Source organism: Paenibacillus sp. EZ-K15, assembly GCF_002573715.1.
In the GTDB taxonomy this organism is placed as follows: Bacteria; Bacillota; Bacilli; order Paenibacillales; family Paenibacillaceae; genus Paenibacillus_AQ.
Genome location: NZ_PDHM01000012.1, coordinates 509,437 through 530,288 on the forward strand (window position 1 = coordinate 509,437; position 20,852 = coordinate 530,288).

The following is a 20,852-nucleotide window of genomic DNA, read 5'->3' on the forward strand; positions in this document are numbered from 1 at the left end:
AGGAGCTATGTGACTATGATGATGGAGAAAAGAAAACATGCAATCGTGATCGTAGGTTATGGCGGAATGGGCAGCTACCATGCCAAGCTGATTAAGGACAATGCATTTCTTGAGGTTACGGGAACCTACGATATTTTGGAAGATCGCCGGGAGGTATCCCAGCAAGACGGGTATCCTGCCTACGAAAGCTATGAACAGGTACTAAACGATGCTGCGGTTGACGTGGTGCTCATTGCAACGCCTAATGACGTGCACAAGGAACTGGCGCTTCAGGCATTTAAAGCCGGTAAGCATGTCATCTGCGAGAAGCCGGTAACATTGTCCGTCAGTGACTTCAAAGAGATGGTGGCTGCGGCCGATGCTGCTGGCCGGGTACTGATGGTTCACCAGAACCGCCGCTGGGACGAGGATTTCCTGACCATTAAACAAATGTACAATGAGAAAACGATAGGCGACCTGTTCCGAATTGAATCCAGGGTGCACGGGGCGAATGGCATACCGGGCGACTGGCGTCATCTGGAAGCCCACGGTGGCGGCATGCTGCTGGACTGGGGCGTGCATCTTCTTGACCAGGTCCTGTTCATGGTAGACAGCCGAATGACCAGCCTGAGCAGTCGCTTGAGCTTTATTCTCGGTGATGAGGTCGATGACGGTTTTGAATCGACCATTGAATTTGAGAACGGCGTATCCGTTCTGATTGAAGTGGGAACGACCAATTTCATAACGCTGCCTCGCTGGTACGTCAAAGGAACCGAGGGAACCGGTATTATTGAGGACTGGTCGTTAAACGGAAGAGTCGTTACCCGGAACCAGGATGCCGTGAAGGTGGAGCCGAAGCCGATTCAAGCCGGGGTAGGCTTGACCAAAACGATGGCCCCTCCTTCCGAAGAAGCTACCATTACTGGAGCACTGCCAGAGCCATACCGTCAATCCAGCAGCTTCTTCGATAACTTTGCGGCCGTGATCCAAGGCGAGGCAGAACCGATTGTGAAGAACGAGGAAGTGCTGCGCGTCCTGAACCTGATCGAAGCGGTGTTTGAATCGGCCCGAACAGGGGAAACGCTGAAGGATTTCGATATTTACCCTGCGTAATCTATACAGATTAGCACTCATTATGATCATAGAAAAAGTACCGCGGCTGCCAAGCAAATTAGGCTTGAGGCTGCGGTACTTTTTATTTTTCATATTGTGGTTGCTGACAGCAAGTCTCGAAACTCGTCGAAAGTGTGATGTTATTTCGCATGATCAACCTTGCCGCTGCTCCCGCTTTGCAGCACCCGCCTGTAGTCACTGGGCGACCAGCCCGTATCCTGCTTGAACAGCTTTGAGAAATAGGAATAGTTGGCGTACCCCACCTTTGCCGCAATCTGGTACACCGACAATGGAGTCGATTCCAGCAGATGCTTGGCCGCCTTGATGCGGGACTGAATGATGTAAGTCCCCAAAGAGACGCCTGTCTCTTTCTTGAACACGCGGGCCAAATAATCCGGGTTGAGATAGACGATTTCCGCCAGGCTCGTTCGCGTCAGCTCATCCCCGTAATGGCCCCCAATATAATGCTTGATCTCCTCCACCACGGTATGCGAATGGTCGGCGTAGGCATGATATTCTGCTGCCGTGCTGACGAGATATTCCGTATATTTCTCCATATCTTCAATCGAGTTCAAGGATTGCAGGAACAGCTGGTCATTGGTTTTGCCGGTATACAGCTTATGAGCCTGGATCTCTTTGCCCTTCAGATAAGAATACACCAGCTGCACGATATCCAAGCGGAATAATCGCAGCACCGAAGCATTGTAGACGCCATTCTTGGCTAGGTTTTGCAAGTATTTGCGGGTTTCTGCCAGAAACCCAGCCGGATTGTTCCCGCTGAGAAGGACTTCCCAGTCTTGCAGCGGGGGAGGGGTGTACGTGGCTTCTTGCAGGGAATGGCGCTCCAGAAAAACAATCTGATTCCGCTTTTTGATCATATCCTCATTCATTTGCAGCAGCATCCGAATGGACTTATTGATCTCCTCCAACGCCACCGAAATCGATATGCTGCAGGAAGCATCGCTTCGGAGAAATTGATTGGCTTTTTCAATGAACGACGTGCAGATGTATTCCATGACGCGGGAGTCAGGAGGATGATTCCATTTCAGCATGACCATCCAATTGTAATCCTTATATTCCATAGCGGCTTCAACCGTGAAAAGCGGGTCCTGGAACAATTCGGACAGCACGTTGAGAAACGCATAATCAAACAGGTCTTTGTCTTCTTTACCCAAACTTTGATCATGCGGAAAAATAGTGATGAGCACAGGAAGAAATAGATCCGACATCTCATAGGAGAGTTTCTGTTCCGTGATATATCCTGCGATGGCGGCCCGGTCCGAAGAAGCTTTCCTTTCTTTTATCAGCTTGCTCCAAAAATGCTCCTGGAGCTTTTTTTGATTTTTTTTCCACAGCTGTCCGTCCTGTATCGCTTCCTGATCGCTTTGCTGTTCCTTTGCTTTATAGGCGGCCTTGGAGATGATGAGGCTAAGCTTATCGAATTCAATCGGCTTTAGAAAATAGTCAAAGCTTTGCAGCTCAATGGCTTTCTGCGCATAGTTGAAATCAGCGTAATTCGTCAGAAATATCGTCTGAATGCCGTATTGTTCCTCGCGTATCCAGGCGAGAAGCTCGAGTCCGCTGCCTTGCGGCATTTCGATATCGCAGATGAGGATCTGGACCGAATGCTGCTGCAGTATATCCCTTGCCTGCGCAACGCTGTAAGCGGTATGGACCTGTTCGATCGAAAGTGCCTTCCAATCGATTTTCTTCTCCAGTGCGGCCACGACAAAATAATCATCATCAACTAGCAATACGTTCATTGAATTTCTCCTCTCCGTTCCTGCACGGGTTGTGGAAGCGTTAATCTGACGCAAGCGCCGCCCTCTTCCGGGTTCGAAAATTCCACATGCGCCCGGCGATGATAGAGCAGCTCCAGCCGCTGAAGGGTGTTCATGATCCCGATGTGTTTTCCTTCGCTTTGATCGAGTGGTTTGCGAGCTGCCAATTTGTCCAATACTTCTGCGGGAAACCCGGGTCCGGTATCGGATATCCGGATGACCATGTAAGTTTTATCCCCCTCCATCCGTAGGCTAACGTCCAATCGAATTTGCAGCTCATGATCTCGGGATACGGCGTATTTCACCGCGTTTTCGATAAAGGTCTGGAGCACGAGTGGTGGAATGGTGAGACCGGTCAACTCCTCTTCAAAATCAATACGATAAGAAAAGGCATCGCGATAACGGTGCTTCTGAATCTCCAAGTAAATCCGGACATGCTCGATTTCGTCTTCCAGCCGTACGACATTATCTCCGCTTTGAAAGATGTAACGAAAGTATTTGGACGTGGACAGCGACATATATTCGATTTCCTTAAACATCTGCATTTGCGCCATGCTGTAGATGTTCGTCAAGCAGTTCAGGAAAAAATGGGGGTTGATCTGCAGCTTCATATAATCCAGCTGGATTCTCTGTTTATCCAGCTGCTGCTCGTAAATATCGATTTTAAACTTCTTGATCTGTTCGATCAGATGTTTGAATTGGGAGTTGACCTGCTCGAGCTCGATGATCTCGCTGCTCATGAAATCCAGATTCTCGCTATCCTCATGGATGCGCCTTACGTTTTCCGAGAAATTCTGAATCGGCTTTAACACCTTCTTCTTGAAATACAGCATAACCACGCTGAGCGTGCACGTCAGTATAACAAACAGCAGCATAATGAGGAGCTGGGCGATCATAATGGTCTCAAATATGCCGAACTGGATGACCAGCTGCACGTTGAAGGAGGCGTTCGAGAATCCCTCAGTGACCGTTGTCCGGGGCTGTGACAGACTAAAGGGGGAGGCCTTGGCAGCTTCGATCTTGGCTCCCGGCTCGCCGATAACGGCGCTCGAAAGGGCTGCCCCTTGATGATCCACCAGAGAGACGTAACCATCCTGGCCCAAATCCAGCTGCTGGAGCGGCCGGATCAGATCGTCAGCGGAGATGAGACAGATCAGATACCGGTTGTGGTAAGGAACGATGTTGATGATGTAATGCGTGTTCTGAACAAGGATCGGATTCCAGTTGGAGTAGAACGTTTCGTATACGTTTTTGGAATCCGTGAGGGAGACGATCTGTTGCTTGAGTTCCAGGAACTCTGTATATGACAGGGACATGGGTGCATAGTTCTGAAAAAAATCCTGTTCCTTTAAATAGAAGAAGAAGTTGTATTCCTGGCCGTAGTTTTTTTGAAGCTCGTTAAACCGTTTATGCACTCTTTCGCTTGACTTGATGTAATCCACGTAATCGGTGCCGGGGGTATCCATGATCTTAACGCTCTCATCATTCGCCAGTGTCCAGCCCATATAGTGGTTGATGTAGGAGAAGTCATGATTGATCTGCCTGATGTACAGATTCGCCGTATCCTGCAGATATCGGGTCGATTGCTGCTTCACGATGAAGATGGAAGCGAAGCTGATCACGAGATCCACCACGAGGGCAAAAATCGAGATAAAGAGCATGATTTTCACATAGTGGCGGATGGGATAGGGCTTGTTATTCAGTGCTTTAACCATAGGGATACCGTGATTCCTTTCAATTCGCCTAATCATGAAAGCGTTTTAATAGTGGTACTGATCATTATAAAGGGAAAGGACGAAAAAAACAGGAGCTAACGCTCGGGCATCTTCCATAAAGTCCGGATACCACATCGTAAAGTCCGGATAATAGCATGCTTGTATATGGAAATCGAGGATTCCTTGAAGGGGGACAAGGCGAAGGTCCGAATAACGCATGATGAGGTCCAAATAACGATTCCGGGCGGAAGTATACTTGAGTTGCTTACGCGACATGCCGGATTACGACGACGCGAACAGAAAGGGGAATCGATTTGAAAGCAGGCCAACTGAATAGAACCACGCACCCAACCCTCGGGCGGATCAAAAAGAACTGGGGCCTGTATTTGCTGCTGCTGCCTGCGGTTGTGCTGGTTTTGTTATTTTCTTACGTACCGATGTACGGGATCTTGATCGCATTTAAGGACTACAGTCCCGCCCTCGGGATTATGGACAGTCCATGGGCGGGTCTGAAGTATTTTGAGAAGTTTTTTAACTCCTATCAATTCTCGACAACGATCACCAACACGATTGTAATCAGCTTATACAGCGTTGCGACGTTCCCGATTCCAATCATGCTTGCACTGATGGTCAATCAAATGCGCCAGAATTGGTTCAAGCGCTTCTTCCAGACGGTAACCTATATGCCGCATTTTATATCCACGGTCGTGATGGTCGGACTCATGCTGATTCTGTTCTCGCCGGGCTCGGGATTGATCGGGAATATATTCCGTCTATTCGGTGCGGAAGCGCCGAACCTGATGGGATCGGCCGGCTTGTTCAGCAGTGTGTATGTATGGTCGGATGTGTGGCAGCATACGGGCTGGGACAGCATTATCTATATCGCGGCGTTATCTGCGGTGAGCCCCAGCTTGTACGAAGCGGCCACGATGGACGGGGCAAGCCGGTGGCAAAAAATCCGGTTTATCGATATCCCGATGCTGATGCCAACGGTCGTGACCCTGCTCATTTTGCGGATCGGCAGCTTGCTTGGTGTCGGCTTCGAGAAGGTTTATCTCATGCAAAACAGTCTCAATATTACCTCCAGCGAGGTCATCTCCACGTATGTGTACAAAATCGGCATGCTGAGCAGCCAATTCAGCTTCTCGTCGGCGATCAATCTGTTTAATACGGTCATTAATTTTGTTCTGTTGATTCTGGTCAACCAGATTTCGAAAAAATATAGCGAGAACAGTTTGTGGTAACGCAAGAGAGGAAGGGTTCTATGGGCGTAGTGGAAATAAGAGAGAAGACGGCGCCAAGGCAGAGGAATACCCGATCTTCCGACAGGGTGCTGGAAATCGGCCTGTATGTATTCGCCGTCTTGATGCTGATCGTGTTAATTTATCCGCTGTACTTCATCATCATCGCTTCGTTCAGCGAGCCGGCCGCGGTTGCGAATGGACAGGTATGGCTGTGGCCTGAGGATTTTACGCTGGCAGGCTATCAAGAATTGCTGAAGCACTCTAATATATGGATTGGGTACCGAAACACGATTGTGTATACGATTGTAGGTACCGCCATCGGCTTGGTGGTTAATATTTCTGCAGCTTACGCGCTCTCGCGAAAAGATCTCGTAGGTCGCAAATATATATCGCTGCTCTTTATTTTTACGATGTTTTTTAATGGCGGTTTGATTCCGACCTTTATGACGATCCGCGATTTCCATCTGTACGATACGTTTCTTGTCATGGTGCTGCCGTTCTCGGTTGCCGCCTTTAACATCATTGTGGCACGGACTTTTTTCCAGAGCAGCATTCCGGAGGATTTATGGGAGGCGGCTCAGCTTGATGGCTGCGGAAATCTGAGATATTTCATGACCATCGTAATTCCGCTATCGAAAGCAGTCATCTCGGTCATTGCCTTGTGGACGGCCGTGGGTCATTGGAACTCCTATTTCAATGCCCTGATCTATTTAAAAGATACGAACCTGTACCCGCTGCAGCTCATTCTGCGAAATATTCTGGTCACCAACCAGATGCAGTCCGCCATGGGTACCGGAGAGGCCGCGGCCATAGCGCTGCGACTCGCCAATATTATGCGTTATGCGGTCATTATCGTCGCAACGGTACCGATCATGTGCGTCTACCCGTTCGTGCAGAAGTATTTCAATCAGGGGGTGATGATCGGAGCCGTGAAGTCGTAAAGCCGGATGGATCTATTAAAAATAATAATTGGGGGAATGGTTGAATGGGAACAAATAAGGCAATGAGGAGACATCGTCTGAAGCTGGCTGCCGCCATCATATTGGCCGTAATCCTGCTGCTAAACTTGGCGGGCTGCAGCGGCGGCAAGAGCAATGACACCACGACGGATGCCGAAGCGGCTTTTAACAAAGAAGGTCTGCCGATTGTCAATGAGCCGATAACGCTGGACGTACTGACGGTTCGCTGGGGCAACATGGGGGATACATTCCTCCAGAACCAGTGGCTCAAGGATTTAGAGAAGGAGACCAATGTCAAAATCAATTGGCAAATCATGTCCTCCAATGACTGGGGCGAGCAAAAATCGATCATGCTGGCCAGCGGTACGCTGCCGGATATTATTTTCGGCGATATCGTATTCAGCGATTCCGACATCGTGAACAACCTGTCGTATTTCCGCCCGCTGGATGACTACATCGATCAATACATGCCGAACCTGAAAGCGGCGCTGGAAGAAACGCCCGAGATGAAGAAGATGAGCACATTCCCCGACGGGAAAATCTACTCCTTGCCGGCGCGGCTGCCGTCAAGGCCGAAAGCATCGATCCAGCCGATCATTAACAAAACATGGCTCGATCAACTTGGGTTGGACATTCCGGACAACACAGACGAGCTGTACGAGGTGTTCAAGGCGTTTAAAGAACAGGATCCGAACGGCAATGGCAAGGCCGACGAAATTCCGGTCAGCGGATCGGGGAACATCAGCATCGACCTGTTGAACCCGTTCGGGATCACGGACATCAACGGAAACAGCATGATGGTCATCGATAACGAGCCCGTGTTCTACCCGGTGACGGAGAACTACAAGGAAGCGATCAAGTGGGCACATAAGCTGTATTCGGAAGGCCTGATCGACCAGGAGATCTTCACGCAGGACAGCACCATGTCCACGGCGAAGCATCAGAATCCGGATGCGGCGCTGATCGGTTTCTCAAACCAATGGGTGCCGGATGCGGTGTTCGGGAAATGGAAGGATCAATATATTGCGATTCCGTCCATCGCCGGACCTGACGGAAACAGGTATCAGGGCGGCGAGCCGCAAGGCATGAGCCTGCGGAGAAACGAGTTCCTTATCACCACGTCGAACAAGTATCCGGAAATTTCGGCTCGCTTCGCGGACCAGTTCTACACCAATGAAGCGAGCATCCAAAATTTCTGGGGCGCCATCGGCACGGTGATTCAGAAGAACGACGACGGAACGTTTACGCTCATGAGTCCGCCGGAAGGCACGAGTGCGGATGCGTGGTACTGGGAGCAATCCGTAAGGGATTTCGGTCCCAAGTACGTAAGCCCGAGCTTCGAGAAAAACATCATACTGGATGAGACCACGGGCGACGGTTTGAAGCTGGTCATCGACAAGTTGGGCAGCGATTATGTAACGACGCCGTTCCCGAACGTGATGTACAGCGCCGAAGAATTCCAGGAGCTGCCTACGCTGACAACGGATATCGACGGTTATGTCGGCACCACCCGCGCGAAGTGGATATCCGAAGGCAATATCGATGCGGAATGGGACGCTTACGTCAAGCAGCTGAACGATATGGGCCTTGAGCGGCTGGTACAAATCCGCAAGGAAGCCTATCAGCGGTATATCAGCGTGAAATAGTGACTGCTATGTTACATCTGACTGCCCTGCAGATCGACACGCTGCGGGGCAGTAACATTTCGAACGATGACGAAACTGTGATTTATTTTATACGATCAGCTTCAACGGAGAAGGCGGAATTGTTTTGGAGAAGCGAAGCGTTCCCCTGAAAGCTTTCCATCGGAAAGCTCGCAACGAAAGCATATGCTATCCCCGGATTTCAACAATTATTCATTTCATTCCGAAAAAATCCGGGGGTAACAGGGATCGGAAAAACAATCCGCATGCGCAGTGATGAGTTTCGGTTCATCCCTAAAATCTACACGAGCAACATCCTAGTGATAGATAGATTTATAAACAAGGAGTGTTTCGATGATGAACAAATTTCGAATCGGCTTAATTGGTCTGGGTGGAATGGCGCAGGAGCACATCCGCTGGATGAATGAAGAGAATACGTATCAATTTGTGGCCGTGAGCGACGTCAATGGCGAAGCCGTGGACAGAGTAGGCCATCAGCTGGGGATTGAGGGTGGCAAGCGCTATGCGGACTTTAAGGATTTAATTGAGGATCCTGACGTCGATGCCGTCATTTCGGTTACGCCTAACAACGTGCACGCGGATATTATCAGCGCATGCTTGCAAGCGGGCAAACCTTTTTTGACGGAAAAACCATTTACGCGAGTGCTCGAAGAGGCCATCCCCTTGCTGGAGTTATATGAGAAGTTGCCCGTTCCGGCTATGATTGGCTTTACATACCGTTATACGCCGGCTTTTCGTTATGCCAGGGAACTCATCCGTACAGGCAAACTCGGGACGATCCGTCACTTCTCTATTCAGTATTTGCAAGGGTTTGGCGTGCCGAACCAGCAGGTTCCCTACATGTGGAGATACAACAAAGCCATCACAGGGACGGGGACCCTGGGAGATTTGGGTTCGCATATGATCGATATGGCCCGATTTCTGTTTGGAGAATTTGAAGAAATTACGGCCCAGCTACATACCATCATTCCAGAACGTAGGGACCCGGTAACGGGAGCGATGGCCAAGATCGAAGTTGATGATTTTGCCAGCTTTCAGGCACGGATGGCCGATGGCATGATGGGCGTGTTCCAGACATCACGCAATGCGTTCGGTTCAAGCAACCAGCATGAGGTGTCCATTTACGGCGATCATGGCACGGTCCATGCCAGCACATTGGACCCGGAACGGGTGGTATGGATTCGCGAAGAAGAGCCCGGGCAGCTGGCTAGAACGACCATGGAAGTGCCGCAGCATTGCAAGGTCAAGCAGTATGCCGATTTTGCCGCGATATTGCGGGGGACGCCTGCCGATGGAGTCCCCGGGTTTATGGACGGATACCGGAATCAAGAGGTGCTGGATGCGGTCGTTAGAGCAAGCGAGACCAAGGCGGTGGTAGAGCTTCGAAATACGGGCCAACGAATCCAGAGTTTGTCATAACGTCTTGCCCATCCAGATATACAGCGCCATCAAAGTGAACAGAAACAGGCAAAAGTTAACGCTTACAAATAATCCGCGAAGGAACGCGGAGCGGTGGAATTGAAATGGAGTTTTAAGCTCACCCGTACCTTCGATTAGGAATAAGATCAGTACCGTGTGAATGATCGTATGGCCAATGACTTCTTTGTAACCGAATACAAGGCTTGTCATAATAAAAATGCCAGATACCAGCAGAGCGGTGAATCGGCTCATGATGCCCACGATAAATGCCCACGCCAGTCCAATTTCGACAAAAGCGCTGATCATGACGAAATGCTCAATGGTAAATCCGAAGGTAGGAAGTCCGTAGCTGCCCATTACGGTGCAAGCGAGCTCGGGGATGGTCAGTTTTTCCATGGCAAGCCAAGCAAGGGACATGCCCGTGCATATATACATGACGGGAGCAGCCGTTCTTTTTATTGGAGTGCCGCACACAAACAGATAATATACAATACCGAGATAGATTAAATAATCGATGGAATGAAAAATGCCGTAGGTTAATGAAGCTTGTAGATAGAGCAAGAATAGGATGGCACCGCTCACCGGCAATGTGCGTTTATAGAGCAGGCAGGCTGCGGCGGCGGAGAGACCGAGGATAATCCACATGGAATTGGTTTTGAACTCGGGTGCCAGGTAAGAGCCGCTCAGAAGCTGCAGCACCAGGCCGATGGCCAGCCCTATGCGCAGAATGACTTCGGTATGGGGCCTTAGTCTGTGCAGCCATTGGTGAATTTTCATGACGGGCCTCATCTTACCCAAGGGATCGTGAAAGGCGCAGGTGAGTAATAGGATCAACAATGTAAACGCTAACCAAAACAGGAACGTCAGCGTAACGATACGCGGAAAGGGCAGGGGGACCCATTCAAAGTTGTCCGTAAACCATTTGACATGAATATAGATGTTGCTAATATTGGAGAAATGCATTACCATTCAATCAGTTCCTCCCTTAACCAACTCTAGTCACCTATCCAAGATAATACAATATTAGATAAAAAAGTATATTGTTGGATGAATATATCCCCCATTTTGAAAATATTATCCCTTAAGAGCATTGCTAGGCAGTATTTGACTTTACAGTCATAGTGTCACCAAACAAGCCGATCCATCCGGATCGGCTTGTTTTTTTATGTCCCATGTCCTTAGGATTCCTTATTCTATATAGTTAACATTTCGGCCAGACCAAGTTCAAGCATATTAATCTGGATTTCATGCGAGAAGAACTCCTTTAGCGATGCGATGGTTTTGCTATAATGATGTGAGCAAGCGGTTTAAGTCAGGGAAAAGGGTGAAGAAGATGAATGAAACGCAATACATAAGGGATACACCCACGAAGATCAGGAAGGGGCAGGGAGCGGTACTTATGCTGCAGGGCACGGCCTCGGACGTGGGCAAGAGCATTGTAACGACGGCGCTATGTCGCATATTTCTACAGGACGGTTATCGCACAGCTCCATACAAATCGCAAAATATGGCTCTTAATTCCTACGTGACGCTGGATGGCAAAGAGATCGGCAGAGCACAGGGCGTACAGGCTGAAGCCTGCGGCATTGCCGCAACAACGGACATGAATCCGATCCTGATCAAGCCGATAAAGGACATGCATTCGCAAATCGTGGTCCACGGCGTTCCCCACATGCAGATGAGTGCGATGGATTACCGGACGCAGTTCCTGCCGAAGGCCAAAGAGATTGTGCTGGATGCACTGGATCGACTACGGGAGAGCTACGATATCGTTGTCATGGAGGGCGCGGGAAGTCCGGCGGAGGTCAATCTTAAGGATCGGGACATTGTTAACATGAATTTGGCGGGATGGGCGGATTCGCCGGTTATTCTGGTTGCGGATATCGATCGCGGCGGCGTGTTCGCTTCCATTGTAGGTACGCTTGAACTGCTTGAGCCCCATGAGACGGCCAGGGTCAAAGGGTTCATCATTAACAAGTTCCGTGGGGATCTGGCGCTGCTTCAGCCGGGACTGGACTGGCTTGAAGAGCGGACAGGGATTCCCGTGCTGGGCGTACTCCCTTATATTCAGGACATGCGAATCGAGGCCGAGGATTCGGTTGTGCTGGATGAGCTTCAATATCAGAGACAGGAACAACGCGACCTCGATATTGTCGTGATCCGGTATCCGCGTATTTCGAATTTTACGGATGTTGAAACGCTGCGCTGGGAGCCGGATGTTGTCGTTCGTTTCGTTCAATCGGTGGATGAACTTGGCACGCCGGACGTCATTATTTTGCCTGGCACCAAGGATACGATCAGTGACCTCGGGTTCCTTCAGGATCGGGGCCTGGCCGATGAGATTTTAAGGCTGACGCAGCAGCGGGATGTGCAGTTGGTTGGCATCTGCGGAGGATATCAAATGTTGGGCGAGCAGCTGTCGGATCCGCATGCGGTCGAAGGCAGCGTTCGGGAGGCGAAGGGGCTCGGCCTGCTGCCGATTCGGACTTCTTTTTTAAAGCATAAAAGGACGGTTCGGGTGAAGGGGGAATTATTACAGCAACATCCGCTGAGGTTCGTTATATCGGATACAGAGGTCGATTCGACGATTACGGCCTATGAAATCCATATGGGCGTGACCGAATGGAGCGCCGTGTCTGACGGCTCAGGACACCGCCCGCTTTTTTCGATTGAAGCAGATGGCACAGATTCTTTAAAGGCAATAGAAGATATTCAGCCGCACCTTGAAGGGATTGCTACTTCTGATGGCCGCATATGGGGAAGCTATTTGCATGGCTTGTTTGACAATGATGTCTTCCGCAGGTCCTGGCTGAACGGCATTCGGATGAAGAAGGGGCTGATTCCAATTCCGGAAACGTTCAAAGCAGAAGAACGCAAATTCGCGGAATTTGACCGTATAGCGGACGTCGTTCGTAATCATGTGGATATGAAAAAAATATATGAAATCATCGGGTATATGCATTGAGATACAAGGAATGCATCCGACCATTCGGGTAATAATGATGAATAGGAAGATAACACCATGCACATGGCATGGTGTTATTTGCGTGGAGCGAAAAGAAAAAAGTTGATTAATTATAGGATAGGGGGGTATACTAAATATAGAGGCGGATGAAAATTCATCTTGCAGTATATCCCATGATTGGAGTGATAGCCCATGTTGAATAGGAAGGGCACCATACTAACCTTAACGGGCATACTTGCTTTTGGATTGTTGACAGCATGCGATAACGCGAAGCAGGCCCCTGATACGGGCGGTCATGGCGGAAACCATGAAAAGGAAAGCGAAAGCCAGGAAACGAACGGGCACAGTGAACACGCTGGCGGTCATGAAACGGCCTCAGATCATTACAACGCTGCATTTACATGGAATGAACCGGCAAGAGCAGGCGCCGAATCTGAGCTGACGATCCAAATTACGGATAAAGACGGTGGACCTGTCCAGGATTTTGATGTCAATCATGAGAAACTCCTGCATCTGATCATAGTGAATCGCGATTTGTCCTTCTTCAACCATATTCATCCGGATTACAAGGAGAAAGGCGTATTTACCGTGAACACCACATTCCCGGCTGGCGGCGAGTATAAATTGTTCGCAGATTTTGTGCCTAAGGGTGCTGGAGGGACCACGCTTAGCGAATGGGTTCAGATTGAGGGAGAAGCAGGGAAACCTTCGGCGATTCAACCGGATTCCAGCCTGATCAAACAAGTAAACGGCAAGGAAATTGAGCTGAGTTTAAGCAATACTTTATCGAATGAAGAGGTTGTGCTCACCTATCATATTCAGGATGCGCAGACGAAGCAAGGCATCAGCAACCTGGAGCCTTACCTGGGTGCAGTCGGGCACGTTGTCATTCTGTCCGCAGACGCCGAGCAGTACATCCATGTGCATCCCCTGGACGAGCAGAGTACAGGACCCCAAGCGGAATTTGCTACTACCTTCCCCCACAGCGGTATCTACAAAATCTGGGGACAATTTCAGCATCAGGGTGAAGTGATAACCGTGCCTTTTGTCGTTGAGATACAATAATTTCAGTTGAAGGAGTGATCGATATGACAGAACCATTAAAAATCTACACCATCCCGACTTGCAGCGATTGCCATCATGCCAAGCGTTACTTCAAGGAGCAGGAGGTTCCGTATACGGAGTATGATTGTACGCAGAACCCGGAATATCCGGAAGAAGTGCGACGGCTGACGGGGAAACAGATTGTGCCTACGATCGTTATTGGTGACAACGTATTTATTGGATTTGCCGATAACTTTCAGGAAATCCGGGAACTGATTAAATAAATAAATGTTCATGGAAATGAAGAAGAAGCATGGATCGTTCCCGCGGGAGGATCTATGCTTCTTTTAACGTGCGTCTATTTTCACACCGCACCAATGGCCATAATTGCAACTCGGAGACGATGTTCATGAAATTTGATGCTACACCATATAAAACGTAAATAATCAGGTATTGTACGGCCAGAATGTTCGTTTTCATCAGTTTTTTAATGGTAATTCGCAGGTGTAAATAATCAGTAGCGGTGTTATTATATGGGTTGCGTCTTTTGGAAAAGATCACTGTGGCAAGCGTTGATAGCCCATTGTAAATTTCTTGAAACGATTCGGAATATAACACGTATCAATACTCACTGCTTAGATGGAAGGGGTAGACACACAGTGGATAATGGGATGAACGTTATTTTGTTTGAAAAGAGGCCGGACGGTGAGCTGGTGCAGATCGAAGAACGGTCATGGACGATGAACATGGTTGCTGCACTAGAGCATGTGAATTATATCGTTGTTGGTGGCCGGGAATATGAAACGATTGAAGGCAGATTAAATGTAGACACGGGTACACTTGAGCTTCTGCTCGTTCCGATGCGGAACGATTAATCCTGTCCGAAAGGAGAAACCATCTTGAGTAATGAAAAAGACAAAAAAGATCAGCCTGCATCCAAATGGCTGACGCCGGAAGGCAAACCGATTCGGGTCCTGTCGAGCTCGCTGGGCATTGCCTTGTTGGCGAACGCATTTCTGGTATCGGGCGCGGCAGCGAAAGACCTTGCTTCGGAAGCGGTTACCTCATCCGAAGAGCCGCAGCTGGTGTCCTGGTCGACAGAAGAAGTGAAGAAGTATTTTGACAAAAATGTGGATTGGAACATTCCGTTTCCTAGTGAGGAAAAATTCCAGGAAGAGCCGGTAGAAGGAGCCGCTGCAGGATCAGGTTCGGGCGGCGGAACAACGATTGTCAACAACTATGGCGGGTACAATTCCGGTTTCGGCTGGGATGACTTACTGCTCTATCACATGTTGTTTAACAATGGTTCCTATTATTCATCCAGCGGATGGTACAACAATCATCGCGGTTATTATGCGAATAACGGCAAGCCTTATAAACCCCGCACGTATTCGAGTGGTACGTTCCAGAATAAACCGGTGGTGAACTCCAATGTTCGCCCGAAAACCTCCACTTCATCGTCGGGTACGATTACGCGCCGCTCCACGTCGTCTAAGTCTGGTGGCATCGGCGGTAAATCCAGCGGGTTCAGTTCCTCGGGTTCGAAATCCAGCTCCAGATCCGGCGGTTTTGGAGGATGAGTCACGACAGCGTATTCACCGTATCGGGACAGCCTGACCCTAATCGGGATGGGCGGGTATCGGAGCTCGCGGAGCTCGGCTTTACCTGGGCGGATCTGGAAGGGGAAGCCTACTGGATTGACCAGATCGTCACCATACGTCAAGAGACCTATCGTGAGCTGGAAGAAGCAGCTGCGATATTATGGGCCATGCTGGACAAAACCGTTCGTTATATTCATCGCAATCATCATATATACAGCTTGATTGGCATTCCGCCTATCCTGTGGCAGATGCTGGATGAATGTCCGCTGCCGGAAGAGGGATTGATCAGCCGGTATGCCAGGTTTGATTTTGCTATTGCCCATGACGGCAGCATCAAGCTGCTGGAGCTGAATGCGGACACGCCTACAGGTTATGTTGAGGCTTCCATTGCAACGCCGTGGATGTGCCGTCAGGCCGGTAATGTCTCTCCCAACGAACGGATGCAAGAGCTGATTGCACAAGCGTGGGGAGCAGAGCGTCCGGATACGGCCGCCTGCATCGCATACGGCGAGCATAAAGAGGACTCCGGGACGATCGAAGCGTTGGTTCGGCACAGCGGGCTGGATATCCGATTGGTGGATTGTCTTGATCTGTGGGTGGACGAAGGTATGCTGAAGGACGGCGATGGCCGGGAGATTCACAGGATGTTTGCCCTATACCCGAAGGAATGGATGTCCGTCGATGATGGCGGAGATGCGCTTGCTTATGCCATCGAGACGGGACGCCTGCAGCTGTTCAACTCGCCGCACAGCATTTTACTGCAATCCAAAGGACTGCTTGCCGCCATGTGGGGGATGTATGAGCTGGGTCTTTTGTTCGATGAGAAAGAACGGGAAGCCATCGTCAATTATATGCTGCCCACTTACAACAAACCGGTATTCTCCGGTAATTTTGTGTCAAAGTCGATGTTCGGCCGCGAGGGTGGTTCTGTCAAGCTGTACGACCAGGCCGGACAACTCGAGGTAGAGGATCAGGACGGATATGATACAAGTGTCATGTTTCCGACGGTCTATCAGCGGAGGGCAGATCTGGCTCGCATCGAGACGGCGGAAGGCCATTTTCATTTACTGACAGGATTGTTCGTCCTGAATGGCATCCCTTGCGGTTTGCTGGGACGGGCGGGCGGTTTGATTACGGGTAATTCCAGCCATTTTATCGCAATGGGAGTGAAATAAATGCAGTTGAAACAAGATAGAAGGCAGCATAGCGGTGCTCCTAAGGGAAAGAGGAAACCTCCGGTCGTTCTGGCGGTACTTCTATTATCCCTCATGATCTTGGCGCTGAGTGCATGCTCCAATGGGTCCACGGTATTTCATACCGGATCGGAGGAAGTATCTTCAACCTCTGCTCGCGTGCCTTGGGACTACCGGATCATTGAAGGAACCGTTGGTGATTTGATTGGCGGCGATATGACCGTGCTGCCGGATAACGAGCTCCTGCCGAACGATAACAACTATGCTACCGGGGACAAAATTTGGACGCTTCAATTCATGGATGCGGAGCTTACCACGGATGCGAATCAACGCAATGATATCCGGTTATCGTCTTGGCAGACCCTTAAGTCGTTCAAGGACAAAAAGACGGCAGAATCGGATTTAACCAACCTGAAAGTCACGGTCAAAACTGATGTTAAGCTGGTTGGGGTTTATAAAACAACGTATAAAAAGGACACCAGGCACTTTGCTGTCATCGAACTGCCGACGGGCAATCGGATCAAGCAGCCGATCGATGAGAAGCGTTATGCCGCAATGGAAAAGAAGGACAAGGTTGATGTTGTATTGGAGGAAGTGCATGATTTCGCCGATTACGACTTGGCCTATGCAAAATTTCGGGGGTGGGCGGATTGACGGTCGTCATTAATATTGTAGTAAGTGTAATCTGCATTATCGTGCTTCAATTACTGGGTATGTTGATTTTCAGCTGGATGACCCGGTTTAACGACATGGAAGAACTGAAGAAAGGCAATGTCGCGGTTGGTCTTGCCTTTGGCGGCAAGTTTATGGCAACAGCCATTATTCTGGGCATATCGGCGTATACGAATTCATCGATCTGGCACATGATACTGTGGTTTGTCGTCGGGTATGTATGCTTGATCGTTGCCTATTGGGTATTCGAGCTGGCTACGCCGGGTCTGCGAATTTCCGAGCACCTGCAAAAGGGGAACGTAGCGATCGGCATCCTGCTTGCCATGGTGTTCATCGGTACGGCTTTTGCGATCAGCAGCCTGATTATTTAGAACGAATGGCACCATGGAGGAGAGGAGCAGGTACGTGCACTTTTTTCTGAGATTATCTTTGAAAATGATGCGTCTGCGCAAAACAACGATCAGCGTCCTTGTGGTACTGTTTGTGGTGCTGTGCTCGACCCTGGCATTTCTGCTGGAGCCCAAAACCTTTCACCATTGGTTTAACGCCCTTTATTGGGTGCTTACCACGATGGCAACCGTAGGTTATGGCGATTACTATGCAGCTACCGTGCCAGGTAAGATATTAACGATATTCATCTATATCTTTGGCATTGGGCTGTTGAGTTTGGTGATCGGTAAGGTGATTGAATCGTTTGGAAGCATGCAGCGGCAGAGAGGAGCGGGCAGGTTGAATTTTAAGGGTAGTGGTCATGTCATCATAATCAATTGGAGCAAAAAAGCAATGTCCGCGATCGATGAGATTTTGTCGTATTCGCCGGAGTCCGAGATTGTGGTCATTGATGATACCAGTCAGCATCCTGTCGAACATCTCGAACAGGTTCATTTTGTAAGCGGCGATCCTGCAGCGGATGACGTGCTGATGAGAGCCAACATCCTGGAGGCCAAATCGGCCATAGTCTTTGCGGATGCTCGGATTGATGAATCGGCTCTCGTGGACGGCAAGTCGCTGCTGATCGTTTCCAGCATTGAACGGATTGCGCCAAATGTACATACCACGGTGGAGATCGTGCAGGAGAAGCATGTTCAGAATTTCCGCTACAATCATGTGAACGAGTTTGTGCTCTCGCACGATGCCGTGTCCCGATTGGCCGTACGCGCGGCGCTGCAGGAAGGAAACTCGGATGTGCTGATGCAACTGCTGAGCCGCCAGCATGGCGATGATATTTACGAAGTGGCTTTAAATCCTGCATGGAATACCTACGGCGATGCCTTTCAGGATCTGCTGCGGCAAGGAGCGACGCTTATATCCGATCGCAACGACCTCAGCATTAACCGCAAGCTGGATGTGCCGATTCCGCGGGGTGCCAGATTGTATGTGGTCTCGGACGAAGCGACCTATAAGCGGATTACCGGCAAGCTTGCCTGACGGGCAGATCAGTTAAATTAAACGGCAATGCTGTTTCACTTGAGTGGTGAGGCAGCATTTTTTTCGTCTGGCTTCCAATTAAGAATTGACATTCCGATTTCCCTTGGGTTAATATGGCTTAAATATTACGAACACATGGAAAAGCAATGAAGAGAAGAGTAGTTAAGATACGTTGTTTGCAGAGAGCTCCTGGCTGGTGGGAATGGAGCAGCAATATTCTTGATGAACAAAGACTCGGAGCTGTGTAAGGAATTGGGCGGTAAGCTCAAGGATGGTACGCCGGGCCTCTCCCGTTACAGAGATAGGGTATAAGCATCGTGATGCCGTACCTGAAGAGGTGAAGATGGCGACATGTTCACAAACCGGGGTGGTACCACGAAGCGATTATTAAGCTCTCGTCCTCAAGATGACAATCTTGCGGATGGGGGCTTTTTTGGTTGTTACTAAAATTGTGAAAGGCAGGAGATCAGGTTGCATTGGTCAGAACAAATCGCGGAACAATTACTGGAGAGGTTTCAGGGCAAGCATACGTTCGTATGCGCAGCCGGCATCAGCCCTTCCGGGGCTGTGCATATCGGCAATTTTCGGGAGATAGTGACAGTCTATTTCGTGACGAAAGCGCTGAGAAAGCGGGGCAAGGACGTTCGTTTTATTTTTTCATGGGACGACTTTGATCGATTCAGGAAGGTTCCGGCCGGGCTGGATCCTGGTTATGAACGGTATATCGGCATGCCGTACGCAGAAGTGCCTTGTCCTTTCGGGTGTCATTCTTCCTATGCGGAGCATTATGAGCAGGAGTTTGAGCTTTCCCTGGCGGCATTCGGGATCAAGCCCGAATTTATCTATCAGAGCCGGGAATATCAGTCTGGACGATATAATCCTTACATTCTGCATGCAATTAAGCACAGGACCGAGATTTATGATATACTGCAAGCCTTTAAAACGGGCGGAATTCATGAGGATGAGCGAAATGCTTACTATCCCGTTCACGTATATTGTGAAATATGCAGAAAGGATACAACCACCATACAACACTTCGATGAGCCTGGAGAGAGCCTGACCTATGCCTGCCAATGCGGACACCGAGCCGCCTTGCCGATCCTTCAGGCAAACAACATGAAATTGCAGTGGAAAATCGATTGGCCTATGCGCTGGATGATGGAGGGCGTGTCATTCGAACCCGGGGGCAGGGACCACTCATCCGAAACGGGCAGCTATAACGTAGCCAAGGTGATTTCGGAGAGCATCTTCGGGAATCCGCCACCCTCATATGCAGCATATGAGTTTATTCGGATCAAGGGGAGTCAGTCCAAAATGTCCAGCTCGACAGGAAACAATTACACTCCCGGCGATTTGTTGAAGATTTACGCGCCTGAAACCATCCTGTTTATGTTTGCCAAATACCAGCCGGACGCTTCCTTCCATATTGGACTTGATGAAGACGTGATCCGCAACTACACCGAATACGAGCGCTACCGGGATCAAGATGGTTCTAAGGACCTGAGCGGCGATATCCAAGCTGCGCTAGAGCTCTCCGGGACAGACGGCAACCCGGGATCAATGCCGAAATTCGGTCAGATTTCCGGCATATTGCCGCTTGTGGATTTTGACCGGCAGCTTCTGCATGAGCTTTTGCGCCGAGCGGGTGAAAATTACACTCGGGAGTTGCTTGAACCTATCGCGCATCGAGTCGAGCATTGGATTCAACACTATCATCCACAAAAGCTGATTTCTGTGCGCGAACGCCAGGATCACGCGCTGTATGGGACGCTGGATTCATTGGAGAAGCAATGGATCCAGCGCTTCTGCGATTTGTTGAAGGACGACCAGCTCGATGATGCCAGCCGAATGGAGAAGATCTATGCGATCTGCCATCATGCGGACAAAAAGGTGATGAGGAGAAATCAGAAGAGGTTGTTCAGCCTCATCTATCAGTTCATCCTTAATCGAGAGGAAGGTCCACGCATTCCCATCTTGATTCAGATCGTCGGCGTAAACCGAATGCTCGATCTGATGGAATTTCGGCAATAAGCGTCTGCCATCCCTATATGCTGCATAACTAATCACCCATTTGA

Annotated in this window: 18 protein-coding genes; 15 read left to right on the forward strand and 3 right to left on the reverse strand. The window is 49.6% G+C overall.

What is annotated here, in order from left to right; genetic code table 11:
• The first annotated feature begins 15 nt into the window (after window positions 1-15).
• Window positions 16-1,092 (forward strand): Gfo/Idh/MocA family protein, encoded by a 1,077-nt coding sequence (locus tag CRG97_RS10380; RefSeq protein WP_098742885.1) that lies wholly within the window; start codon window positions 16-18, stop codon window positions 1,090-1,092.
• Window positions 1,093-1,232: 140 nt separating this feature from the next.
• Here CRG97_RS10380 and CRG97_RS10385 read toward each other — a convergent pair whose 3' ends face one another.
• Together CRG97_RS10385 and CRG97_RS10390 are read right to left on the reverse strand one after the other, a co-directional pair.
• On the reverse strand, window positions 1,233-2,855 hold the full coding sequence (locus CRG97_RS10385; RefSeq protein ID WP_098742886.1) for a response regulator: 1,623 nt from the start codon (window positions 2,853-2,855) through the stop codon (window positions 1,233-1,235).
• Window positions 2,852-4,588, reverse strand: a complete 1,737-nt coding sequence (locus tag CRG97_RS10390; RefSeq protein ID WP_098742887.1) for a sensor histidine kinase — start codon at window positions 4,586-4,588, stop codon at window positions 2,852-2,854. The genes CRG97_RS10385 and CRG97_RS10390 overlap by 4 nt, the downstream gene beginning before the upstream one ends.
• Window positions 4,589-4,902: 314 nt before the next feature.
• Here CRG97_RS10390 and CRG97_RS10395 point away from each other — a divergent pair, with 314 nt between their 5' ends.
• The 4 genes from CRG97_RS10395 (at window position 4,903) to CRG97_RS10410 (ending at window position 9,874) form a co-directional block, all read left to right on the forward strand.
• Window positions 4,903-5,832, forward strand: coding sequence for an ABC transporter permease (locus CRG97_RS10395; RefSeq protein WP_098742888.1), 930 nt, complete (start codon window positions 4,903-4,905; stop codon window positions 5,830-5,832).
• A gap of 20 nt (window positions 5,833-5,852) precedes the next feature.
• Complete coding sequence (locus tag CRG97_RS10400; protein WP_098742889.1) at window positions 5,853-6,773, forward strand: carbohydrate ABC transporter permease; 921 nt, start codon at window positions 5,853-5,855, stop codon at window positions 6,771-6,773.
• Between the two features lie 44 nt (window positions 6,774-6,817).
• A complete protein-coding gene (locus tag CRG97_RS10405) occupies window positions 6,818-8,437 on the forward strand; it encodes an extracellular solute-binding protein (RefSeq protein WP_098742890.1) in 1,620 nt (539 codons plus the stop codon).
• Window positions 8,438-8,788: 351 nt separating this feature from the next.
• Window positions 8,789-9,874: a Gfo/Idh/MocA family protein gene (locus tag CRG97_RS10410; RefSeq protein WP_237566351.1), complete on the forward strand. Its 1,086-nt coding sequence runs from the start codon at window positions 8,789-8,791 to the stop codon at window positions 9,872-9,874.
• On the opposite strand, the gene CRG97_RS10415 is transcribed toward CRG97_RS10410, so the two are convergent.
• A complete protein-coding gene (locus CRG97_RS10415; RefSeq protein ID WP_098742891.1) occupies window positions 9,869-10,843 on the reverse strand; it encodes a hypothetical protein in 975 nt (324 codons plus the stop codon). The genes CRG97_RS10410 and CRG97_RS10415 overlap by 6 nt on opposite strands.
• A gap of 364 nt (window positions 10,844-11,207) precedes the next feature.
• Between CRG97_RS10415 and CRG97_RS10420 the strand changes: the two genes are divergently transcribed.
• The 10 genes from CRG97_RS10420 (at window position 11,208) to lysS (ending at window position 20,808) form a co-directional block, all read left to right on the forward strand.
• Window positions 11,208-12,839: a cobyric acid synthase gene (locus CRG97_RS10420; protein ID WP_098743106.1), complete on the forward strand. Its 1,632-nt coding sequence runs from the start codon at window positions 11,208-11,210 to the stop codon at window positions 12,837-12,839.
• A gap of 192 nt (window positions 12,840-13,031) precedes the next feature.
• Complete coding sequence (locus CRG97_RS10425; RefSeq protein WP_098742892.1) at window positions 13,032-13,904, forward strand: hypothetical protein; 873 nt, start codon at window positions 13,032-13,034, stop codon at window positions 13,902-13,904.
• A gap of 23 nt (window positions 13,905-13,927) precedes the next feature.
• Window positions 13,928-14,167 carry a glutaredoxin family protein gene (locus CRG97_RS10430; protein WP_076320803.1) on the forward strand — a complete coding sequence of 80 codons (240 nt, stop codon included), beginning with the start codon at window positions 13,928-13,930 and terminating at the stop codon, window positions 14,165-14,167.
• A gap of 375 nt (window positions 14,168-14,542) precedes the next feature.
• Window positions 14,543-14,758, forward strand: a complete 216-nt coding sequence (locus tag CRG97_RS10435) for a hypothetical protein (RefSeq protein ID WP_098742893.1) — start codon at window positions 14,543-14,545, stop codon at window positions 14,756-14,758.
• Window positions 14,759-14,782: 24 nt separating this feature from the next.
• The gene (locus CRG97_RS10440; RefSeq protein WP_098742894.1) at window positions 14,783-15,463 is read left to right on the forward strand and encodes a hypothetical protein; all 681 of its coding nucleotides are present in this window, start codon (window positions 14,783-14,785) and stop codon (window positions 15,461-15,463) included.
• A complete protein-coding gene (locus CRG97_RS10445; protein ID WP_098742895.1) occupies window positions 15,460-16,659 on the forward strand; it encodes a glutathionylspermidine synthase family protein in 1,200 nt (399 codons plus the stop codon). Before CRG97_RS10440 ends, CRG97_RS10445 begins: the two co-directional genes overlap by 4 nt.
• The gene (locus tag CRG97_RS10450; RefSeq protein WP_098742896.1) at window positions 16,660-17,331 is read left to right on the forward strand and encodes a hypothetical protein; all 672 of its coding nucleotides are present in this window, start codon (window positions 16,660-16,662) and stop codon (window positions 17,329-17,331) included.
• Window positions 17,328-17,720, forward strand: a complete 393-nt coding sequence (locus tag CRG97_RS10455; protein WP_098742897.1) for a DUF350 domain-containing protein — start codon at window positions 17,328-17,330, stop codon at window positions 17,718-17,720. The genes CRG97_RS10450 and CRG97_RS10455 overlap by 4 nt, the downstream gene beginning before the upstream one ends.
• 34 nt (window positions 17,721-17,754) lie before the next feature.
• Window positions 17,755-18,777 (forward strand): potassium channel family protein, encoded by a 1,023-nt coding sequence (locus CRG97_RS10460; protein ID WP_098742898.1) that lies wholly within the window; start codon window positions 17,755-17,757, stop codon window positions 18,775-18,777.
• Window positions 18,778-19,248: 471 nt separating this feature from the next.
• Window positions 19,249-20,808, forward strand: coding sequence for a lysine--tRNA ligase (gene lysS / locus CRG97_RS10465; protein WP_098742899.1), 1,560 nt, complete (start codon window positions 19,249-19,251; stop codon window positions 20,806-20,808).
• Window positions 20,809-20,852: the final 44 nt, after the last annotated feature.